Annotated in this window: 15 protein-coding genes and 1 pseudogene; 9 read left to right on the top strand and 7 right to left on the bottom strand. The window is 67.8% G+C overall.

What is annotated here, in order from left to right; all coding sequences use genetic code 11:
- Nucleotides 1–70: 70 nt before the first annotated feature.
- Nucleotides 71–1,210 carry a S1C family serine protease gene (locus ACWEKS_RS08480; protein ID WP_452339478.1) on the bottom strand — a complete coding sequence of 380 codons (1,140 nt, stop codon included), beginning with the start codon at nucleotides 1,208–1,210 and terminating at the stop codon, nucleotides 71–73.
- Nucleotides 1,211–1,504: 294 nt separating this feature from the next.
- Here ACWEKS_RS08480 and ACWEKS_RS08475 point away from each other — a divergent pair, with 294 nt between their 5' ends.
- The 3 genes from ACWEKS_RS08475 to ACWEKS_RS08465 all read left to right on the top strand — a co-directional run bounded on the left by ACWEKS_RS08475 (nucleotide 1,505) and on the right by ACWEKS_RS08465 (nucleotide 7,744).
- A complete protein-coding gene (locus ACWEKS_RS08475; RefSeq protein WP_452339477.1) occupies nucleotides 1,505–3,031 on the top strand; it encodes an alpha/beta hydrolase in 1,527 nt (508 codons plus the stop codon).
- 73 nt (nucleotides 3,032–3,104) lie between these two features.
- The gene (locus ACWEKS_RS08470; RefSeq protein WP_354838380.1) at nucleotides 3,105–4,445 is read left to right on the top strand and encodes a glutamine synthetase family protein; all 1,341 of its coding nucleotides are present in this window, start codon (nucleotides 3,105–3,107) and stop codon (nucleotides 4,443–4,445) included.
- A 284-nt stretch (nucleotides 4,446–4,729) separates the two neighbouring features.
- The gene (locus ACWEKS_RS08465) at nucleotides 4,730–7,744 is read left to right on the top strand and encodes a bifunctional [glutamine synthetase] adenylyltransferase/[glutamine synthetase]-adenylyl-L-tyrosine phosphorylase (protein WP_452339476.1); all 3,015 of its coding nucleotides are present in this window, start codon (nucleotides 4,730–4,732) and stop codon (nucleotides 7,742–7,744) included.
- Nucleotides 7,745–7,969: 225 nt separating this feature from the next.
- Here ACWEKS_RS08465 and ACWEKS_RS08460 read toward each other — a convergent pair whose 3' ends face one another.
- On the bottom strand, nucleotides 7,970–9,205 hold the full coding sequence (locus tag ACWEKS_RS08460) for a hypothetical protein (protein WP_452339475.1): 1,236 nt from the start codon (nucleotides 9,203–9,205) through the stop codon (nucleotides 7,970–7,972).
- Nucleotides 9,206–10,157: 952 nt separating this feature from the next.
- Here ACWEKS_RS08460 and ACWEKS_RS08455 point away from each other — a divergent pair.
- Together ACWEKS_RS08455 and ACWEKS_RS08450 are read left to right on the top strand one after the other, a co-directional pair.
- Nucleotides 10,158–10,622, top strand: a complete 465-nt coding sequence (locus ACWEKS_RS08455) for a hypothetical protein (protein ID WP_452339474.1) — start codon at nucleotides 10,158–10,160, stop codon at nucleotides 10,620–10,622.
- 131 nt (nucleotides 10,623–10,753) lie between these two features.
- A complete protein-coding gene (locus tag ACWEKS_RS08450; protein WP_452339473.1) occupies nucleotides 10,754–11,416 on the top strand; it encodes a MarR family winged helix-turn-helix transcriptional regulator in 663 nt (220 codons plus the stop codon).
- 56 nt (nucleotides 11,417–11,472) lie between these two features.
- Here ACWEKS_RS08450 and ACWEKS_RS08445 read toward each other — a convergent pair whose 3' ends face one another.
- Nucleotides 11,473–12,297, bottom strand: a complete 825-nt coding sequence (locus ACWEKS_RS08445) for a class I SAM-dependent methyltransferase (RefSeq protein ID WP_452339623.1) — start codon at nucleotides 12,295–12,297, stop codon at nucleotides 11,473–11,475.
- A 379-nt stretch (nucleotides 12,298–12,676) separates the two neighbouring features.
- On the opposite strand from ACWEKS_RS08445, the pseudogene ACWEKS_RS08440 reads away from it, so the two are divergent.
- Nucleotides 12,677–12,928, top strand: a pseudogene (locus tag ACWEKS_RS08440) (metallopeptidase); the annotation flags it as partial.
- A 60-nt stretch (nucleotides 12,929–12,988) separates the two neighbouring features.
- Here ACWEKS_RS08440 and ACWEKS_RS08435 read toward each other — a convergent pair.
- The 3 genes from ACWEKS_RS08435 to ACWEKS_RS08425 all read right to left on the bottom strand — a co-directional run bounded on the left by ACWEKS_RS08435 (nucleotide 12,989) and on the right by ACWEKS_RS08425 (nucleotide 17,089).
- The gene (locus tag ACWEKS_RS08435) at nucleotides 12,989–13,828 is read right to left on the bottom strand and encodes an alpha/beta hydrolase (protein WP_452339472.1); all 840 of its coding nucleotides are present in this window, start codon (nucleotides 13,826–13,828) and stop codon (nucleotides 12,989–12,991) included.
- Nucleotides 13,829–13,983: 155 nt separating this feature from the next.
- Nucleotides 13,984–15,348 (bottom strand): M20/M25/M40 family metallo-hydrolase, encoded by a 1,365-nt coding sequence (locus ACWEKS_RS08430; protein WP_452339471.1) that lies wholly within the window; start codon nucleotides 15,346–15,348, stop codon nucleotides 13,984–13,986.
- 4 nt (nucleotides 15,349–15,352) lie between these two features.
- Entirely contained in the window at nucleotides 15,353–17,089 is a 1,737-nt protein-coding gene (locus ACWEKS_RS08425; RefSeq protein ID WP_452339470.1) for a CocE/NonD family hydrolase, read from the bottom strand.
- 70 nt (nucleotides 17,090–17,159) lie between these two features.
- On the opposite strand from ACWEKS_RS08425, the gene ACWEKS_RS08420 reads away from it, so the two are divergent.
- Nucleotides 17,160–17,717: a GyrI-like domain-containing protein gene (locus tag ACWEKS_RS08420; protein ID WP_452339469.1), complete on the top strand. Its 558-nt coding sequence runs from the start codon at nucleotides 17,160–17,162 to the stop codon at nucleotides 17,715–17,717.
- Nucleotides 17,718–17,775: 58 nt separating this feature from the next.
- Here ACWEKS_RS08420 and ACWEKS_RS08415 read toward each other — a convergent pair whose 3' ends face one another.
- Nucleotides 17,776–18,687, bottom strand: coding sequence for an oxygenase MpaB family protein (locus ACWEKS_RS08415; RefSeq protein ID WP_452339468.1), 912 nt, complete (start codon nucleotides 18,685–18,687; stop codon nucleotides 17,776–17,778).
- A 293-nt stretch (nucleotides 18,688–18,980) separates the two neighbouring features.
- On the opposite strand from ACWEKS_RS08415, the gene ACWEKS_RS08410 reads away from it, so the two are divergent.
- Nucleotides 18,981–19,277 carry a hypothetical protein gene (locus tag ACWEKS_RS08410; protein ID WP_452339467.1) on the top strand — a complete coding sequence of 99 codons (297 nt, stop codon included), beginning with the start codon at nucleotides 18,981–18,983 and terminating at the stop codon, nucleotides 19,275–19,277.
- Nucleotides 19,265–20,566: a YhgE/Pip domain-containing protein gene (locus ACWEKS_RS08405; RefSeq protein ID WP_452339466.1), complete on the top strand. Its 1,302-nt coding sequence runs from the start codon at nucleotides 19,265–19,267 to the stop codon at nucleotides 20,564–20,566. Before ACWEKS_RS08410 ends, ACWEKS_RS08405 begins: the two co-directional genes overlap by 13 nt.
- The last annotated feature ends 101 nt before the right edge of the window (nucleotides 20,567–20,667 follow it).

Raw genomic sequence — 20,667 nt, 5'->3', positions numbered from 1 at the left:
CAGATGAGAGACACCGCGCGCAGAGAAAGAGGCGAGGGATGCGCCCCTCGCCTCTTCGCCCCGCTACTCGCTAGCCGATCGGGCCCTTACCCAACTGGACCTGCGCCGACTGGGACTGGCCGGTCTGGTCGGTCCACTTCAGGGTGACGGTGTCGCCCGGGTGGTGGTGATCCATGGTCGAGGTGAGGTCGTTGGCCGAGGTGACCGCGTGGTCGTCGACGCCGGTGATGATGTCGCGGGCCTCGAGACCGAGCTGGTCCGCCGGGCCGCCCTGGACCACGCCCCGGATCTCCGCGCCGCCGGAGACCGAGCTGACCGAGACGCCGATGAACGCGGTGTCGCCGATGTGCACCCGATCCGAGGCCTGGCCGGCCTCGATCTGCTTGGCCACCGACAGCGCCTTGTTGATCGGGATGGCGAAGCCCTCGCCGCCGCCGATGCTGAAACGGAAGCCCTTGGAGGCGGCGGTGTCCATGCCGATGACCTGTCCGGCCGCGTCGACCAGCGGGCCGCCCGAATCCCCGGGTTCGATATTGGCGGCGACCTGGATGAGCCCGGTCAACTGCTCGGAGCTGCCGGTGGAGTCGTCGCTGGCGGTGATGGCCCGGTCCAGGGCGGTCACCTTGCCCGCGGCCGCGGTGGGCGTGCCGCGTCCACCCGCATTGCCGACGCCGGCCACCGTGTCGCCGACCGCCACCTTGTCCGAATCCCCGAGCGGCGCGGTCTGCAGACCGGACGCGCCGGTCAGTTTGATGACCGCCATGTCCTCACTGCGGTCGAAGCCGACCACGGTGGCGCCGTAGGTCCGGCCATTGCCCAGATCGGTGACCGAGATCTTGGTCGCGCCCTCGACCACGTGGTTGTTGGTGAGCACGTAGCCGTCCGAGCTGAGCACGATCCCGGTGCCCGCGCCCTCACCGTTCTGCAGTCCGAGCTCGGTGTTCACGTCCACGATGCCCGGCACCACGCCCTGCACGGCGGAGTCGAGATCGGCCGGGGGCGTGGTGAAGTCGATCGGCTGGCTCTGGGTGACGCCACCCGGCGAGTGCGCGATCGGATTGCCAGGCAGCGTCGACGGCCCGCAGGCCACCAGGCCCAGGGTGGCGGCCAGTGCCACTGCCGCGGCGGCCGCGGCCCGGATGGTGCGTGAACGCGATGAACCGGATCCGGCCGCGGCGGACCGATTCGGCGAATGTGGTTGCACGGTCATGGCATCCCTCATCAGTAGAGCCCCCAGGTCACCTCCCATTAAGCATGCCGTTTCTGAGAGCGGACTGGGGACTTGCCGTGTGAACGCCCACGTACTCGGTGGTCTCGGCTCCGAACCTCTACCGTTGCCGAATCCGTGCCATGCGTGACGTTTCGCACAGCGGCGGCGAGCGCGATGTACACAGCGGTGACGGTCGCCATGTGAACCACGGTGGCGGCCGGAATGTAAACGGAGAGATATATGGACCGGACGAGGGGTGCGAGGGTGATTTCGGCGGGATGGCACGATCGTGGGATGGCGTTGATGCGAACCGGCCGGGTCGTGCTCCTGGTGACGGCGTTGGCGATGACCGCGGCTGCGTGCACCAGCGTGGTGGACGGCAAGCCCACCTCGAGCACACCGGTGGGGATGGATTCCTTCTACAACCAGACCCTGACCTGGGGTAGCTGTGCCGATTACAGCGAAGACGAGATGCCCAAGAACTCCGAGTGCACGCGGGTGACGGTGCCGGTCGACTACGCCAATCCGGACGGGGCGACCGCCAAGATCGCGATCTCGCGGGTCCGGGCCACCGGCAACAAGATCGGCTCGCTGCTGCTCAACCCCGGCGGTCCCGGCGTGACCGGACTGAACATGGTCACCCTCGGTGACAGCACCCCGCTGGCCGAACGGTTCGACCGGATCGGCTTCGATCCGCGTGGCATCGGCGCGTCGCAGCCCGCCATCAAGTGCATGACCGCGGCCGAGGACGACGCCCAGCGCGCCGAGCCCAACAAGGACAACTCGCCCGCGGGCATCGCGGCCGCGGAGAACGAGAACAAGGACTTCGCCGGCAAGTGCGTCGAGCGCACCGGCAAGGACTTCCTGGCCCACGTCGGCACCCGGGAGGTCGTGCAGGACATGGACGTGATCCGGGCGGCGCTGGGTGATCGGAAGCTGACCTACCTGGGCTACTCCTACGGCACCCGCCTCGGTTACGCCTACGCCGAGAAGTTCCCCGACCACGTGCGCGCGCTGGTGCTCGACGGCGCGCTGGATCCCGAGCAGGATCCGGTCAAGGAGTCGGTGGCGCAGGCCGCCAGCTTCCAGAAGGCCTTCGACGCCTACGCCGTGGACTGCGCGGCCAAGGAGAAGACCAACTGCCCGCTCGGTGACGACCCGGGGCAGGCCACCAAGAAGTTCCGCTCGCTGGTGGATCCGCTGTGGGACAAGCCGGTTCCCACCCAGGACCCGCGCGGCCTGCACTACGGCGACGCCATCACCGGTGTGCAGCAGACCCTCTACTCCAACCGTCTGTGGCCCGCGCTCACCAAGGGCCTGCGTGAACTGGCCCAGGGCAGCGGCGACACGCTGCTCGCCCTCGCCGACATGTACGACGGCCGCCACGACGACGGCACCTACGACAACAGTTCCGACGCGTTCAATGCCATTCGCTGCGTCGACGACCCGGCCATTACCGACCGATCCATCGCGGCCAAGCAGGACGCCGACTACCGCCGCGTCGCCCCCTTCCTCGACGACGGCCACGGCGGCAACGCCGCGCCGCTGGAACTGTGCGCCATCTGGCCGGTCCCGAATACCAGCGCGCCGCACAAGCTTTCGATCCAGGGACTGCCGAAGACCGTGGTGATCTCCACGACCGAGGACCCGGCCACCCCGTACCAGGCCGGCGTCAACCTGGCGCAGCAGCTCGGCGCGTCGCTGATCACCTACAAGGGCACCCGACACACCGTGTCGCTCTCCGGAGTTCAGTGCGTCGACGACCCGGTGATTTCGTATCTCGTTGATCTGAAAGAGCCTGCGGCGGGCCTCACGTGTTGAGTGGGCACGACTCGCCGCGCCTCCTGACGTTCATGTAACACGGATTTAACTCCAGGACCCTACGCTCGCGGTCATGGACCGTCAGAAGGAATTCGTGCTCCGGACGCTCGAAGAACGGGATATCCGATTCGTGCGACTGTGGTTCACCGATGTCCTGGGGTATCTCAAGTCTGTCGCGATCGCGCCCGCCGAACTGGAGGGCGCTTTCGAGGAAGGCATCGGATTCGACGGTTCGGCCATCGAGGGGTTTGCCCGGGTCTCCGAGGCGGACATGGTGGCCAAGCCGGATCCGTCCACCTTCCAGGTGCTGCCGTGGTCCACGTCGAAGGGGCACCAGCACTCGGCGCGCATGTTCTGCGATATCGCGATGCCGGACGGTTCGCCGTCCTGGGCCGATCCCCGGCACGTGCTGCGCCGCCAGCTGAACAAGGCCGGTGACCTGGGCTTCAGCTGCTACGTGCACCCCGAGATCGAGTTCTTCCTGCTCAAGCCGGGCCCGCACGACGGCACGATGCCCGTTCCGGCCGACAATGGCGGCTTCTTCGACCAGGCCGTGCACGACGAGGCCCCGAACTTCCGCCGCCACGCCATCGACTCGCTGGAATCCATGGGCATCTCCGTGGAATTCAGCCACCACGAGGGCGCGCCGGGCCAGCAGGAGATCGACCTGCGCTACGCGGACGCGCTGTCCATGGCCGACAACGTCATGACCTTCCGCTACCTGATCAAGGAAGTGGCCATCGACGAGGGCGTGCGGGCCAGCTTCATGCCCAAGCCGTTCGCCGACCACCCGGGTTCGGCCATGCACACCCACATGTCGCTGTTCGAGGGTGAGCAGAACGCCTTCGCCGACCCGGACGACCCGGACAACCTGTCGGAGACCGCGCGCGCCTTCATCGCGGGCATTCTCGAGCACGCGCACGAGATCTCCGCGGTCACCAACCAGTGGGTGAACTCCTACAAGCGCCTGATCCACGGCGGCGAGGCGCCGACGGCCGCCTCCTGGGGCCGGTCGAATCGCTCTGCGCTGGTGCGGGTTCCGATGTACACGCCGAACAAGTCGGCCTCGCGCCGCGTCGAGATCCGCAGCCCTGACAGCGCCTGCAACCCGTACCTGGCCTTCGCGGTGCTACTGGCCGCGGGTCTGCGCGGCATCGAGAAGGGCTACACGCTGCCCCCGGAGGCCGAGGACGACGTGTGGTCGCTGACCAGCGCCGAGCGTCGCGCCATGGGCTTCCGCGAACTGCCGGCGTCGCTGGACGAGGCGCTCAAGGCCATGGAGAAGTCCGAGCTGGTCGCCGAGACGCTGGGCGAGCACGTCTTCGACTTCTTCCTGCGCAACAAGCGCCGCGAGTGGGCGGGCTACCGCGCGCAGGTGACGCCCTACGAGCTGAAGGAATACCTGGGGCTGTGACATTTTGCCCTCCGCTTCGCTCCGGGCGGTTCGCGGCCTAGGCGCAGGTCTATGGAGCCGGAACCTCGGCCTTCCCTCCTCCGCTTCGCTCCCCGCTCCAAGCGCGGGAGGCGGAGCGCAGTCCAGGCCGAGGCGGGCCGCGAACTCTGGGTGGAGTGCTCTCGGGATTTTCGGAACCGAGGCGGGTGCATTCAGGAGTCGAACCGGCTGCGAGCGGGCAACGATGTCCCGTTTGAGAGGGATGGGTGGCACGTCCGATCAGCGTGACATGTAATTTGAAGGGCATGGTTCGGCCACCGACTGCTCGCTCCGCTGTACCCGGTGTCGGACGGCTCGGTCTGCTCGAGCCGTCGGCCGCCGACTCTCTGCGAGAGTTGGCGTGGGACAACGTGGACAGCGTGCCACTGCTGTGGGCGCTGTCGCGGTCCCCCGACGCCGATCTGGCGCTGCTGACGCTCATCCGGCTGCGCGAGCAACTCGGGAGCGACTGGGCCGCTTTGGATTACGAGCTGCGCCGGGACCCCGCGCTGCGCGGGCGGCTGCTGGCCCTCATCGGCTCGTCGAGCGCCTTCGCCGATCATCTGGTGGCGGATCCGGGCTCCTGGCAGCTGCTGAGGCGGAAGGCGCTGCCCGATCGCGCGGAGTTGCTCGCGGATCTGCTGGACGCCGTGCACGCCATCCCGGAGACCGGGGAGAACGCCGGGCCCATGATGCACCGGGCGGGCGTGGCCGGGCCGGAGGCGATCGCCTTGCTGCGCAAGCGGTATCGCGATCAGCTCATGCTGCTGGCCGCCATCGACCTGGCCGCCACCGTGGAGAACGAACCGGTGCTGCCGTACCAGCAGGTCGGCCAGCACCTCACCGATCTGGCCGACGCGGCGCTCACCGCGGCGCTGTCGGTGGCGATCGCCCGGGTGTGCCCCGACCGGGAGGCGCCGGTCCGGCTGGCCGTCATCGCCATGGGCAAATGCGGTGCGCGGGAACTGAATTACGTCTCCGATGTGGACGTCATCTTCGTCGCCGAACCGGCCGACACCACCGCCACCCGGCTCGCCGCCGAGATGATGAGCGTGGGCAGCGCGGCCTTCTTCGAGATCGACGCGGCGCTGCGGCCGGAGGGCAAGGCCGGTGCGCTGGTGCGCACCCTGGACTCGCACATCGCCTACTACAAGCGCTGGGCGCGCACCTGGGAATTCCAGGCACTGCTCAAGATGCGGCCCGCCACCGGCGATCTCGCACTCGGCGCCGCCTACCGTGATGCGCTGATGCCCATGGTGTGGGCGGCCTCCGAGCGACCGGACTTCGTGGCGGACGTGCAGGCCATGCGGCGGCGCGTCGAGGACCTGGTACCCGCGGACCTGCGCGAACGCGAACTGAAACTGGGGCACGGCAGTCTGCGCGACGTCGAATTCGCCGTCCAGCTACTGCAATTGGTGCACGGCAAGGCCGACGAATCGCTGCACGTGCAGGGCACGGTGGAAGCGCTGACCGCGCTGGCCGCGGGCGGCTATGTGGGCCGCGACGACGCCGCCAACCTGACCGCCTCCTACGAATTCCTGCGGCTGCTCGAACACCGCCTGCAGCTGCAGCGACTCAAGCGCACCCACACCCTGCCCGCCCCGGAGGACGAGGAGGGCATGCGCTGGCTGGCGCGTGCCGCGCACATGCGGCCCGATGGGCGGCAGGACGCGGTCGGGGTGCTCACCAGCGAGATCAAGCGCAATGCGGTGCGGGTGCGGCGGCTGCACGCCAAACTGTTCTACCGGCCGCTGCTGGAATCGGTTGCGCGCCTGGACGCCGACAGCCTGCGACTCAGCCCCGAGGCGGCGGTGCGGCAGCTGGCCGCGCTGGGCTATGTGGCGCCGGAGAACGCGCTCGGGCATCTGAAGGCGCTGACCGGGGAGGTCGGGCGCAAGGGGCGGATTCAGGCGCTGCTGCTGCCGACCCTGCTCGAATGGCTCGGTGAGACACCGAATCCCGACGCGGGCCTGCTGGCCTACCGGCGGGTGTCGGAGGGGCTCGACAACGAGATCTGGTTCCTGCGCGAACTGCGCGACGAGGGCGCCATCGCTCAGCGGCTGATGATCGTGCTCGGGTCCTCGGCGTACCTGCCGGATCTGCTGATCAATGCGCCCGAGACCATTCGCATGTACGCCGACGGGCCGGACGGGCCGCTGCTGCTGGCCACCAAGCCCTCGGATGTGGCGCGCGGAATCCTCCCCGGCGCACGGCGTTACGACGACCCGAGGCGGGCGGTGGCGACCGCGCGCTCGCTGCGCCGGCACGAGCTGGCCCGTGTGGCCTCGGCGGATGTGCTGGGCATGCTCGACGTCCCGCAGGTGTGCGAGGCGCTGTCCTCGGTGTGGATCGCCACCCTGGAGGCGGCGCTGCAGGCCGTGATCCGGGCCAGTGAGGCCGAGCTCGGCAGGCCCGCGCCCGCCGACTTCGCCGTCATCGGCATGGGCCGGCTGGGCGGGATGGAACTCGGCTACGGCTCCGACGCCGACGTGCTGTTCGTGTGCGATCCGCGGCCCGGCGAGGACGAGACGGTCGCGGTGAAATGGGCGATCAGCATCGCCGAACAGGTACAGCGACTGCTCGGCGCGCCGAGCACCGACCCGCCGCTCCAGGTCGACGCCGGGCTGCGGCCCGAAGGCCGCAACGGTGCGCTGGTCCGCACGCTCGCCGCCTACTCCGCCTATTACACGCAGTGGGCGCAGCCGTGGGAGGTGCAGGCGCTGCTGCGCGCCCACCAGGTCGCCGGCGACCGCGAACTCGGAATCCGCTTCCTGCGCACCGTGGATCCCATCCGCTACCCCGAGGGCGGCATGTCCCCCGAGGGCGTCCGCGAGATCCGCCGCATCAAGGCCCGCGTCGACTCCGAACGCCTGCCGCGCGGCGCCAACCCCGCCACCCACACCAAACTGGGCCGCGGTGGCCTCGCCGACATCGAATGGACCGTCCAGCTCTTGCAGCTCCTGCACGCCCACGAGGTCCCCGAACTCCACAACACCTCCACCCTCGAATCCCTCGACGCCATCGAACGCGCCGAGCTGATCGACACCGCCGACGCCGCCCTCCTCCGCGACGCCTGGCTCACCGCCACCAAGGCCCGCAACGCCCTCGTCCTGGTCCGCGGCAAACCCGCCGACCAACTCCCCGGCCCCGGCACCCTGCTCTCCGCCGTGGCCCGGGTCGCCGGCTGGCCCAACGACGACGGCAGCGAATTCCTCGACCACTACATGCGCGTCACCCGCCGCGCCAAAACGGTCGTGGAACGCGTCTTCGGCGGCGAGTAGGAGCCCCGCCGGCAGCACGAATCCTCCTCACGCCCTACCTGTTTGCGACGTTGCGGCCAGTCGCCGTCAGTAGGCGCACATCGACGGTGCGACGGTGAGATCCCGCTCGTCTGCCGGGGAACGGGCGGTCGCGGTGAGGGACCTGTTCGAGGCCGCAGGCGTGCCGCGCGAGGCGGCGGCGGAAACGCTCCATCGCCGCCTCGCGGCGCTCGTTCGGCCGAGGGATCAGCCCGGGTGGTCGACGTCGGTTTGCACGAGATCGTTTCGGGCTGCGGGGAATTCGGCGCCGATTGTGGGTGGGACGTGGGGGAGGGACGTGCCGAGGAGTTCGTCCTGGCGGTCGCGGATCAGCCAGGGTGGGGTGCGGTGGGATGAATCCGGGTCGGTGGTGGGGCGGCCGCCGGGGGCGAACATGCCGGAAGGTCCTGAGCCGTGTGGGGTGGAGAGGTCGGGGGAGTTGGGTTGTCTCGGCTGGGTGAGGGGTTCGGGGCTGGGCGGGCCGGGGAAGCTACGGCCCGGATCGGGGGTAGTGGGGGTGGGGGAGAACGGGATGGCCGGGTGGCCGCCGGGGGTCGGGGTGAACGGGGAAGTGAGTGGGGTGGTGGCGACGGGCTCGGTTTCGGGATCGGTCTGATGAGGGGCGGTCGAGGGCTGATCGCCGGGCATTCGGCGGTCGGGACTCCGGTATGCCGGATCTTGCGCGTCGGCGTCTGTCCCGGAGCCCGGAAGGTGTTGGGAATCGCCCGGATCGGCTGCGGCGGCCGCGGTGCCGGGAGACCCAGGTCCGAGATCGTGACTGCCACCCGGGCCGCTCCGGGTATTCGAGATCGGGGTGGTGGGCCGGCCTGTATCCGGGACGGAATCGGTTGTGCCGCTGAGGTTTTCGGATGCGATGTCGCCGGGAGATCTGAGCGTGAAGAAGGCGGGGACGGCCGTGCCGGCGGGTGGGTAGATCGGCACGTAGTTGGCATCCAAGGCGGCCAGTGCGAGGTGGTACTGCTCGTCTTTGGTGCCGGCGGCGGCGTCGGGTACGGGCGGTGGCACGGTTTTCCGGACGGCTTCGGCGCCGTAGGCGGCGGCGATCACGCGGTGGCCGGTGCTGTGGGCGATTTCGGCGACATCCGTGGCGTCGCGGACGAATTGGCGAGCGGCGGTCTCGGCGGCGTCGGCGAGGTGGCCGGACATCGCGTCGGCCAGGGTGGTCTGGACGGTGGCGTGCAGGGTGCTGAGGGCGCCGAACATGCTGTCGGCGATGCTCACCCAGATCTGGGCGGCAGTGTGCATGTCGCCGGGGTTCATGGCCTGGACCCGGGAATGGATCTGCTCGTGCGTGAACCGGGGGAAGTGCTCCAGCTGCCGGATGTAATCCGGGTCGAGTCCGCGTATGGCGATGCGTGACTGCTCATGCTCGGCCCCCGATTGACTCAATCGGGCCCTGCGCCGCAAGGCTTCCGGTTCCATCGGCGTCCTCCCATCATCCGGTCTCTTCCAGTTCGACGCCGGGGGCGGGGTGTCGGTTCCGCCGCGCGCGATTCGCCGATTCGGACGAGATCGGCCACACCAACCGAATTTGTTCGTCGCTCGCATCGCCGTTTCGACTGCAAGGCTGGTGCGGGTATCGAAATGCCTGAAAAAGAACATTCGTCGGGCGAGACTACTTCACGATGTTGCCGAGTGGACCGAGGAAGGTCGTTCACCCGGCGTCGTCGGCAACTTCGGAGCCGAATAGGGGCACCAGCGGCTCGAGCGGTGTTCCGTCGCTGAGTGAACGTACGGCAAAATGCCTTTGCATACGCATAATAGTCTCTTGATAGAGAAATCTCCGATCTGATATACGGCCACCTTCTGGTTGGACGAGGTGGTGGCCACAGTTTTCAAGAAACCGGTTTCTGTAATAAGGAATCCTGGGACTCGTTGACCAAATGTGATGAAGGCGATGATTGACATCGGGTGTAACGACCAGGTCAGGGCTTGTATTTGATCGAATGTTCCCCGGACTCGTCCCGTGATCGGAACCCCGGTGGACCGACATGGTGCCGGTCGGCCGGTGTCGAAGTTTTAGTGGAATTAACTTTCCAGGCTGAATATTTAATAGCAGATAAGGATCTGCCGGAACTGTCCTCCGGCGAGTCATCGATGCCAAAACGTTATTTTAGATCTCGATCACGGCCGGATGAGAACAGGTTATATTTTAGATCCCTTACGGTTACGGCGCGACATCTCGCCCGTGCTGTTGCTTCACCTTTTGGAGATAGTTATGAGATCGACCGCATCCGTGCTGCTTCGTGCCGGAGTTGTTACGCCAGTGGCGCTGGCGACTGCCTTCTGTTTAGCCGCACCCGCAAATGCCGCCCCCGTGAGCGTGAACTGGAGCTGCCAGGGCACGATCTTCGGGATAGGCCAAACCTCGAGCATGACCACATCGGTCGACGGTGCCGCGCCGGGTTCGGCGGCATCCGGCTCCGCGGTGGCCATTACCCTCACCCCCGGTGTATCCACGGTTCCCAGTTCGGCCTCGGGCTTCACGGTGACGAGCATCAGCAACCTGAAGATGATCTTCCCGACTCCGGCGAATTCGACGCTGGTCTCGGCCACCGCTTCCGGTGGGAGCGTGGCCGGCACCGTCACCACCTCGGGCGGGAATGTCGTTCTCACCGTGCCGGGTCCGATCGCCGGCGGCTCGAGCTTCACGCCGCCGGCGGTGACCATCAATGTGACCGCCGGTACTCCCGGAACGCCGATCACCAGCAAGTACGCGGGGACCAGTTATGCCAATCCCGGTATGACCATGACGACCAACGTGCAATGGATCGGCGGTGTCGCGACCGCGTGCTACCCGAATCCATCCCCGACCCTCACCACCACGACTGTCAGCTGATCGGACGTAGGCAGAGCAGCGTGACGCGCAGTATCCGCGCCGGTGAAATGTGGTGAATGTGCCCGGACTGGGCTGTTACCAGCAGCCCAGTCCAGGTTCCGTCCGATCGGATCGGACACTCGCCGCCCCGGATGGTGTTCGCGCGCTTCGGCTTTCGTGCGGTGAAAGCCACTCTGGCCGGGGTGTGCAATACCGACTATCGTATCGGCTTCGGTGTCGTCGTGCAGTACATGTCCGCCACGACCTCGGTGAATTTGGTTGAGAGGTTTCGTGTTTCAAGTGTTCAAGGGTGGGAGCCTGTGCGTCCGATGTCAATCGAACCCGCTCGGATCGCAGTAGAGCTCAGAAAGGCCCTGGAGTTCTATCACGGAACCATCGAGGATCTGGCCCGCGAATCGATCAGGCTGCTGGGCGTGAACGAGACCGATCGACGTGCGCTGGAAATCGTCCTCGGGGAAGGGAAGTCCACGACACCTGGAATGCTCGCCGAACGGCTGGGCCTCACCGCCGCAGGTGCCACGGTCATGCTCAACCGGCTGGAGAAGCAGGGCTATATCGCCCGCTCGCTGGACCCCACCGATCGTCGCCGGGTGATCGTGGTGGCCACAGATCTCGCCGAACGTCGCATGCAGGAACTCATCTCGCCATTGGTCGACGAGGGCTACCAGATGATGCTGAGCTGGTTCGATCCCGCGGAACTGGAGATGATCGCGGGCTTCCTCACCCGGGCGGGCGAACTGCAGCGAACCCACCGGCAACAGCTACGCAACATGGATCCCTACCCGCGGCACTGAGGGTTTCCGGAATCGTATCCGGCGCGGAACCGGATGCGCACGACCATTTTTCGATGTCAGAGTTTGCGTGCCTGCAGGGTGAAGCTGAGGGGCAGCCGTTCGGGGTGTTCGGCGAGCCGCCATTCGGAGTCTTCGCCGCACACCATGCGACCGGGGAGCGCCTCCCATGGCACGCTCTGATGCTCGACGAGCTGGGTGAGGGTCAGGTCGGCCTGCAGGACGGCCTCCACGATCTCGCCGAGGCCGTGATTCCACTCGTGGGTGGTGCTGTGCGCGACCGCCAGATCGGTGTCCACATAGGTGGTTCCGTCGTCGAACACCATCGGTTCCGGTGTCTCGAAGTACGGGTAGCCGAGGGTGAGCGCGTCGGTGCGGGCTTCGTCCACGGCCATCCGGACCGGATGGTCGTCGCGGATGAACAGCCGCCCGCCCGGCCGCAGTAGCCCGGCCACCGTCTCGGCCCACCGGCGGATGTCGGGCAGCCAGCACAGCGCCCCGATGCCGGTGTACACGAGATCGAATCGCGCAGCGCCGAGCACGGTTACGGCGTCGTAGACATCGGCCTCGACGAAATCGATTGGCGTGGCGCTGGATTCGGCGAGCTTACGAGCCTCGGCCAGGGAGGCGGGGGAGAAGTCGAGGCCGGTCATGGTGGCGCCCAGCCGCGCGAGGGAGAGCGTGTCGGTGCCGATGTGGCATTGCAGGTGCACCGCGTCCAGACCACGGATGTCGCCGAGGCGCGGCAGGTCGAAGCGGACCACGTGGCTCAGGAACGACGGATCGGTCCGGAATTTGTCGAGGGCGTAGTCGCCGGAACCGGCGTGCAGCGGAGCGCGATCGTCCCAGTTGGCCCGGTTCAGGCGGCGGTAGTCGCTCATGATGCTCGACTGTGCCATGGATGCGGCGGCCGTCTCAGCTGATTTTCTGGATGCGTGTCGCGAGCGGCGCGCCGTGACCGGGCCGATGATTCCCACCGGCCGTTGCGAGACCGGGGACTTCGTGCGATGTGTCGGTGGATACTCGGAGCAGGTCCCGAGTGGTAAGCGGGAGGCGAGATGGGGACGTCGCGGGTGCGGCTGGGGCCGGCCGTCGTGCTCTTGGTGGCGGGGGTGGTCCTCGCCGGCTGTTCGGCCGTCAAAGGACCAGCCGCACAGAATGTTTCGGCTCCGGCGACGACCAATCCGTGGGAGCTGACCGGGCAGACCTCGGCGAGCGGGCCCAGCGGTCCCCGGGCCGGGGTGCCGGACGCGGATCTGCGGGCCGAGAACGGGGACGGCGGGGCCATCGACCGCCTGCTTTTCGGGCGTGTACAGCACCCAGCTCAGCCGGCCCGGCAGCGACTTGCAGCTCTCCGCAACCGATCTCGACGCGGCGATCTCCGGACTGCTGCTCGACGGGCTGGCCGCCGCCGACGTCAATGGCGCTGTGGTTCCCAGCGGCTTCGTGCGGCTCGAGAGCTTCCGGACCGGGGTGCTGGACGGCGAGGACGCCTGCCTGAAGGCTTACCGGTAGCGGACAAACGGCCGGAATCCGGAGTGGCGCAGTGGATTCCGGCCGATTACGGCCGCCGAGTCAGTTCTGCGGCAGGTGCGCTTCGAGCCAGTTCACCAGGTCGGTGAGCACCTTGTCCTGTTCGGGCTCGTTGTAGATCTCGTGGTAGAGCCCGTCGTAGCGGATGACCGTCTTGTCCTTCGACGCCGCGCTCCGCTCCAGCAGGTCGCTGCCGGTGGGCGAGGCGAGGCCGTCGGAGGTGCCGTGCTGGACCAGCAGCGGGGCGGTCAGGCGGTCCAGGTGGGACTTGACGTACTCGCCCGCGCGCAGCATCTCACCGGCGGTGCGGGCCGGGACGCCGCCGTGGTGCACCAGCGGATCCTCGTCATAGGCGCGCACCACATCGGGGTCGCGGCTCACCAGCTTCGAATCCAGCTTCACCACCGGCAGATTCGGCAGATACTTCGACACCAGCGGCGCGGCCAGGCGCTGCACCGCATTGCCCGCCTCGATATCGATGGCCGGGGCCGACAGCACGATGCCGGTCACCTCCGGCTGGTCGCGGGTGGCCAGGTAGGCGGTGGTGAGACCGCCCATGCTGTGGCCGATGAGGAAGCTCGGCAGTCCGGGATGGCGTCCGGTGGCGGTGGTGAGCATGGTGCGCACATTGTCGGCCGCGGTATCCAGCGAGACGACATTCGCTCGCGGGCCCTCCGATCTACCGTGCCCGGTGTGGTCGAGCGCGTAGACCGCGAACCCGGACTCGGACAGCCGCTGCGCGACATGCGCGTAGCGGCCGGAATGCTCGGCGTACCCGTGCACGATCACGGCGACGGCGCGGGGTTCGCCGTCGGGCAGCCACGCCTGCCAGAACACGCGGCCCTCCGCTCCCTGGAATTCACCGGTTTCCGTGCGGGTCATTCGCCGCTCCCTTCAGGTCGTCACGCTGCCGGAGGGTGCGCCCGCCCAACACGGTGCGCCCGAAATGTCGAGTACCGGCGGAGTCATTCTCGCGCATCCGGCGCGTCGTGGGGCCGGACGGGCGAATCCGCGCGATGGGAGCGGCGGTTGCCGGGTCAGCCGACGAGGCGGTCGAGCAGAAGCCGGTTGAATTGGATCAATCGGGCGTAATCGGCGCGGGAGATGCGTTCGTCCGTGCCGTGGATGCGCTCCAGATCGGCGGCGGTCAGGATGATCGGCGCGAAATTGCAGCGGGTGGCGGCGAGATCGTCGTAATAGCGGGAGTCGGTGGCGCCCGGGACGACGCCGACCGTGACGGCGATGCCCGGCGCCACTTCGCGCGCGACGGCGGCGACGAGATCGAAGTCCGGCCCCGCCGACGGGTCGGCCGAGGGCTCGGAGGTGGTGCCGTCGAGTTCGATGGATACGCCCTTGTCCCGCACCACCTTCCGGCAGTGGGCCAGCACGTCGGCCACCGAATCGCCCGGCAGGATGCGGAAGTTCACTAACGCCTCGGCCCGCTGCGGCAGCACATTGGGCTTCACGCCGCCGCTGATCATGGTCGGCGCGGTGGTGGTCCGCACCAGCGCCTCGGTCTGCGGCCGGGCCGCCAGCACCCGCGCCGCGATGGCCCCGGCCACGTGCACCAGCCCGAGCAGGGTCCGGCGCGGTTCGGACATGAATTCCCGCACCCGCGTGAGCATGTCGACCGCGACCGGCGTCAACCGCAAGGGGAACGGATGATCCTGAATCCGCGCCACCGCCCGCGCCAGCCGCCCCACCGCGGTCTGCCGGCCCGGCATGGACGAGTGCCCGCCCACATCGGTCACCGACAGCCGCACCGTCGCGAACCCCTTCTCGCCCACCATGATCGTGGCCACCGGCACGTCGATCCCGTCGGCCACGCCCGTGGTGATCACGCCGCCCTCGTCGACCAGCAACCGGGCCCGGACACCGGCGTCACGCAACCGCTGCGCCATCCGTCCCGCGCCCTCGGCGCCGAAGATCTCCTCGTCGTGCCCGAACGCGAGATACACCGTCTCCCTGGGGCGTACACCCGCGCCCAGCGCCCGCTCGACCGCCTCCAGAATCGCCAGCAACCGGCTCTTGTCATCGATAGCCCCACGGCCCCAGATGAATTCGTCATCCACCACGCCGTCGAACGGCGGATGCGTCCACGCCTCCAGATCGTCGACCGGCACGACATCCATATGCGCCAGCAGAATCGCCGCCACAGTGTCATCCGGCCTGTCGGCGGCCGCCCAGCGGTACAGGCGGCTGTGGCCGAAGGTCTCCCGGGTGAGGTGGGTGTGGACCAGCGGGAAGGACTGTTCGAGGTGGGCGATGAGGCGGTCGAACTCGGCGGGGTCGATGCGGTCGCGGTTCTCGTAGGAGACGGTTCGGCAGCGTAGCGCCGCGGCCAGCCGCTCGGCGGTGGCATCGTCGACGGCGCGGGCGTCGGTCGGCGCGGTGCTGGTCATGGGCCTAGCCGCCGGCCCTGGGCGGGAAGTTCACGGTCACACTGGCATTGTTCACCACATCGGGGGGCAGCGAGACCGACTTCTCGTTCCGCCACTTCGGAATGGCCTCGCTCAGATCGCCGGGCAGGTCGGGGGTGCGGATCGCGGCGAGCAGCGGCAGGTGGATCTGGGCCGTGGTGACGGTGACCGGTGCGAAGGCCGGCGGGTGCGCCCACACGTCGTCGACCACGTCGGTGAGACGGACGCCGATCCGGTGGCCGGCGGCAAGGGGCCAGTCCTGGGCGAGCAGCCGGACCTGGGCGGTCGGGGTGACCGGGGCGATGCCGCGGGTGATGACGGTCGCCCGGTTGTTCGGGTCGATGTCGTAGACCTCGACGGTGACGGCTGCCGCGGCGGGCCCGTCCAGGCCGAGGGTGGCCGTCGCCTGACCGGACAGGTGCTGGTCCTGGTCGAGCGGCTGGGTCACGGTCCAGATCTCGCGGTCCGCGCCCGGGATGAGGCCGCGGTCGTTGTAGCGTCCGGCGCGCAGATCGATGTCGACGGCGTGGCTGTCGGCGGGCGGCCACGCGGCCTCCGAGCGCCACCGGCCGTCGAACTGGCCGACGGTGATCCGGGGTCCGGGCACCGTCACGTTCCTGCCCGCCACGTGCCGGTCGAAGAACGCCAGCAGCTCGGTGGCGAAGTCGGGTGAACCGCATTTCTCGGTGCAGTCGCGGTGACCCCACTGCCCGAACCAGGCCCGGTGCTCGCCCGGGCCGAGCGCGTTCCACAGCGGGAAGACCCGGTCGGGGCGGGTGTTGTAGTCGACGAAGCCCTGGCTGAGGAACAGCGGAATGGTGTTGCCCCGCACCTTCTCCACCAGATCCCGGTCCCGCCAGAATGCGGAATTCGCGTCGTGGTTGGTGGTTTCGGCGAGATAGTGCTGATAGCAGGCCGGATCGATGCTCGAAGCATTCGCCTTGTACTCGGCCGAATCGGTTGGATACGCGGGCGTGGAGGCGATCATCAGATGCTCGAAGCCGGCGAGATCGCCGGGCCGGAAACCGTTCTCACTGATCGGCTTGAGCGAGAACTTCCAGGCGATGCCCTGCATGTAGAGGTAGGTGTTGGGATCCACGACCGGTTCGAAGGCGGCCACCGCCGCCAGACCGGCGGGCTGCTCGGCCAGTCCCATGAGCCCGGTCCAGCCTTCGTAGGAGGTGCCGGCCAGCCCGACCCGGCCGGTGGACCACGGTTGTCCCGCAGCCCATTCCACCGCGGTCTTCACATCCGACCGCTCGCCCGGCCCGCCGAAATCGGGACAGCCGTTGGAGCCGCCGAACCCGCGCAGATCCACGATCACGTAGGTGTATCCGGCCTGCAGGAACATCGACGCCGGCAGATCGTCGGTGGACGGCCCGCCCGCGAGCCGCGGTTCGCTCAACCGCATGAGGTGCGCGCGGTACGGGCTGACGGTCATGATCACCGGTGTGCGCACATCGTCGGCGAGTCCGACGGGTCGCAGCACGTCCGCGTGCAATCGCGTCCCGTCCGGTGCGGTGATGAACTCCTCGTGCCATTGATACTGCGCCTGGGCCCCCGCCCGCCCCGGCACCGCCACAACCCCCACCACCAGTAGCAGCACGCTGATCAACGCGCGCCACAACACCATCCGCATGCTCACCATAGTGACCTTGGTGCTTGCGGCCGCCGCGATCCAGCCCCAGGAACCGGGGTGCGCGGTCCGCTTCCCGGTCGCCACGCCACGCCGGGTTTGACCCTCCCGTCGCGGGAGACCGCATCCTCGAATCGACCCCGAGGAAGGAGCACCCATGAAACTGGACCTGGCCAAGACCGACAGGCACTACTACGACGCCCCCACCGAACCCGTCCTGCGTACCTTCCGGACCTGCAACTACGCCACGGTCAGCGGTGTCGGCGCGCCCCTCGGCGACGCCTACACCGAGGCCGTCTCGACCCTGTACCGAGCCGCCTACGGCGCCAAGAAGATCGCCAAGGCCGAGGGCAACGACTTCGTGGTCCCCAAGCTGGAGGGCCTGTGGTGGGTCGAATCGGACCGCCCCGCCCTGCAGGTGCCGCGTGACGAATGGCACTGGACGATGATGATCCGCATGCCCGGCCCGGTGACCCCGGACATGGTCTCCGGAGCCACTTTCGAACAGCTCACCGAGGGCGACGCCATCCAGGTCATGCACCGCGGCCCGTACGCCACCGAGCCCGAGACCCTCGCCCGCATGGAAGCCTTCATGGCCGAACACCACCTGACCATGAACGGCCGCCACCACGAGATCTACCTCTCGGACCCGCGCCGGACCCAGGAAGCCGCCATGCGCACCCTGCTTCGCCACCCGGTCCGGCCGCTGTCCTGACGGGGAGCTCTGACCGTGGCATCTCGCCCGGTTCCCTACGCTGAGAGTCCCCCGGTGATTACACGGGACGGAGGTTGATCATCTTGCGGAGGCGGGCGCGGTCGCGTTCGAGGCGGCGGGCCTCGTAGGCGATGGGGAAGTAGCGGACGCGCTCGGGAAGGAGGGGGACGGTGCGGCCGATGGTCCAGCCCAGGACGCGCAGGGCGCGTTCGTCTTTCGCGGTCCATTCCAGCCCGAGCTTGTCGCGGATGGCGTCGGGGGTGGTGCCTACGGTGAAGAAGTACTGGAGGCGGCCAACGGGTTTGGTCGCGACGCGCCACACCGGGTGCAGGGGCGGGGGAATCTGCTTGGGCGGGGCGATGTTCCGGATGACCTTCAGGTAGTCGTAGGCCACATTCGTAGGTACCAGGTGGTTTTCGATCTGGTCCTCGAACCAGGGCAGCCAGTCGGCGTAAGTGGGTGGAATCTCCTTGGGGGCCACCGAGAAGTTGCGCATGAGCTGCACCACCTCCTGGTAATAGGACTCCTTCTGCGCCTCGGTCAACTGATCGCTGGAGAAGTACTTGTTGCCCTCGGTGAAGGCGAAGATGGCGGTGTGGAGCACCCAGGCCCAGGGGCCGGAGGACAGGGCGCGGTGTTTGACGCCCTGTGCGTCCGTGGAGTTCAAGGTGGCGTGCATCTTTCGCAGCCGGTCGGCTTCCGCGAGCCCCTCTTCGCCGCCGTAGATCCACATCATCACCGAGGCGATGCTGCGGGCCGCGCGGCCGAGTGCGTCGGTGCGGAACGTCGAGTGCTCGTCCACCACCGCGGCGATCGAGGGCTCCATGGTCTGCAGCAGGAATGCCGAGCCGGCCGTCAGCGAGAAGGTGACGAGTCCGGTGTCCTCCCACATCCGGCTGCCGGGTCCGAACGGGCGGCGTTCGGGGCGTGGACCTCGGGACTCGTGGTCGAGCGCGACGGCGGCGGTCATGGTGGATCTCCTTTGATCAACCGATCCTGTCGACTGCACAGGACGACAGGATGAGAGAGTTACTAACAAATCTTCTCATCATGTCGCGAGCGTGGCAACCGTCACTCGAGCATCGGTCCTCGGATCGAGATTCGGAGCGAGATCGCATTGTTGACGGGCCTTCGCTTTCTGGCCACGATGTAAGTCGTGGCGAACGGCGGGCAAACTGCTGTTCGAGCATCCGGCCATGCATCACCAACCCACCCCGCTCGGCGGGGTAACCGTCGTAACTGCTTGACCCGGAGGAGTTTTCGATGAAGCGTGAATCCGAATGCGCCACCCTCCATCGCGATCGAACCGCGGGGCGGGAACTCCAGGAGTTTCTGCCGCCCCGGTTGCGGATCACGGCCGAAGACGACCTGCCGGCCGAGGAATTCTGGGAGTGGAAGGGCAACGATATCCACCTCGATCAGTACCTGAACCCGCGCGCCCCGGCTGCTCGGGGAACCCGGCCTCACCCAGATGCGGGAGTCCATCGACGCATTCGTCCGAGAGGTCACCGGCACCATCCCCTGAACCGAGAGAGCTGGGTGCGCGCATGGCGAACGTAGAGGAGACGGTTCCGGCGAGTGTCCCGCGCAAGAGCGTGCGGGTGTGGCTGGCTCCGGCCGTGGTGGTGTCGCTGCTGATGGCGCTGCTGGCCACCATGTATCTGGCGTATGTGGTGGATCCGGCGAAGCATCTGCACGGATTTCCGATCGCGCTGGTCGATCAGGACTCCGGTGATGTGATCGGCGGGCAGCCCACCAATGTCGGCAAGCAGATCAGTGATGCGCTCGTGCAGCAGATTCCGGGCGACAAGATCGATCTGCGGGTGCTCGGCATCAACGAGGCAGAGCACCAACTCGGTTCGGGCAAGGTGTACGGGGCGATCGTCATCCCGAGTGACTTCACCAAGCGGCTCGGCATTTTCGCCGCCGCGAGCGTGGTGTCCGGGGACGTGACGCAACCGCAGATCACGGTGTACACCAATCCGCGCGCCGGCACCTTCAGCGCCCAGATAGTGCAGAATATCGCCGGCACGGCGTTGAAACAGGCCAACGACACTGTCGGCCAACGTCTCACCGCAACGGTGAACACCCAGCTGCAGGCGCCCGCCGGCGCTCCCGCGCCGCAGCTGCCGGGGCTCAGCAAGCTCATGCTGGCCGCGCCGATCGACGTGACCGTCACACCATTCCATCCGCTGCCCAGCGGCACGGGTAACGGCCTCACCGCCTTCTTCTACACGGTGATGGTCCTGCTGGCCGGGTTCACCGGTGCGATGGTGATCAATGGAATGGTCGATTCCGCACTGGGTTTCGCGCCCACCGAATTCGGACCCTGGTACGTCCACTATCCGCCGGTGCCGATCTCCCGGTTGCGGACGCTGTTCCTCAAATGGGGCATCATCACCGGTGTCGCACCCGTGGTGGCGGCGATCTTCATGGGGATCGGGCACTGGCTGGGCATGCCGATCGACCGCCCGCTACTGCTGTTCCTCTACAGCACGTTCGGCATCATCGCGGTCGGAGTCACCGCCCTGTCGATCGTGTCCGCGCTGGGGACCCTGGGCATGCTGGTGAACCTGGTGCTGTTCATCGTGCTGGGCCTGCCGTCGTCCGGCGGTACCGTCCCAGTCGAGGCGATCCCGAAACCCGTTGCGTGGCTGTCCGATTTCGAGCCGATGCATCAGGTGTATCTCGGAGTGCGCGCCATCCTCTATTTCAACGGTGACGGCTCGGCGGGGCTGAGTCACGCATTCTGGATGACCCTGCTGGGTTTGCTGATCGGTCTGCTGGTGGGCCTGGTGGTGACGGGCTACTACGACCGCAAGGAACTGCATCGCGCTCCGGCGATGTGATGCGGGTCGCTCCGGGTGAGGTGTCTTCTCTGTCTGGGACGCACTGTTGACGGACGCCGCCTGGCGGGACACACTTGGCACCGTCGGTATCGGTACCGACG

The organism is Nocardia sp. NPDC004711 (assembly GCF_053601595.1).
Note: the sequence above shows the minus strand (reverse complement) of the source record. Positions and strands in the feature narration are given on the sequence as shown.

Coding starts and splice junctions, on each gene's coding strand:
- ACWEKS_RS08480 (WP_452339478.1), bottom strand. CDS start 1,210: ATGACCGTGCAACCACATTCGCCGAATCGGTCCGCCGCGGCCGGATCC.
- ACWEKS_RS08475 (WP_452339477.1), top strand. CDS start 1,505: ATGGCGTTGATGCGAACCGGCCGGGTCGTGCTCCTGGTGACGGCGTTG.
- ACWEKS_RS08470 (WP_354838380.1), top strand. CDS start 3,105: ATGGACCGTCAGAAGGAATTCGTGCTCCGGACGCTCGAAGAACGGGAT.
- ACWEKS_RS08465 (WP_452339476.1), top strand. CDS start 4,730: ATGGTTCGGCCACCGACTGCTCGCTCCGCTGTACCCGGTGTCGGACGG.
- ACWEKS_RS08460 (WP_452339475.1), bottom strand. CDS start 9,205: ATGGAACCGGAAGCCTTGCGGCGCAGGGCCCGATTGAGTCAATCGGGG.
- ACWEKS_RS08455 (WP_452339474.1), top strand. CDS start 10,158: ATGACCACATCGGTCGACGGTGCCGCGCCGGGTTCGGCGGCATCCGGC.
- ACWEKS_RS08450 (WP_452339473.1), top strand. CDS start 10,754: ATGGTGTTCGCGCGCTTCGGCTTTCGTGCGGTGAAAGCCACTCTGGCC.
- ACWEKS_RS08435 (WP_452339472.1), bottom strand. CDS start 13,828: ATGACCCGCACGGAAACCGGTGAATTCCAGGGAGCGGAGGGCCGCGTG.
- ACWEKS_RS08430 (WP_452339471.1), bottom strand. CDS start 15,348: ATGACCAGCACCGCGCCGACCGACGCCCGCGCCGTCGACGATGCCACC.
- ACWEKS_RS08420 (WP_452339469.1), top strand. CDS start 17,160: ATGAAACTGGACCTGGCCAAGACCGACAGGCACTACTACGACGCCCCC.
- ACWEKS_RS08415 (WP_452339468.1), bottom strand. CDS start 18,687: ATGACCGCCGCCGTCGCGCTCGACCACGAGTCCCGAGGTCCACGCCCC.
- ACWEKS_RS08410 (WP_452339467.1), top strand. CDS start 18,981: ATGAAGCGTGAATCCGAATGCGCCACCCTCCATCGCGATCGAACCGCG.
- ACWEKS_RS08405 (WP_452339466.1), top strand. CDS start 19,265: ATGGCGAACGTAGAGGAGACGGTTCCGGCGAGTGTCCCGCGCAAGAGC.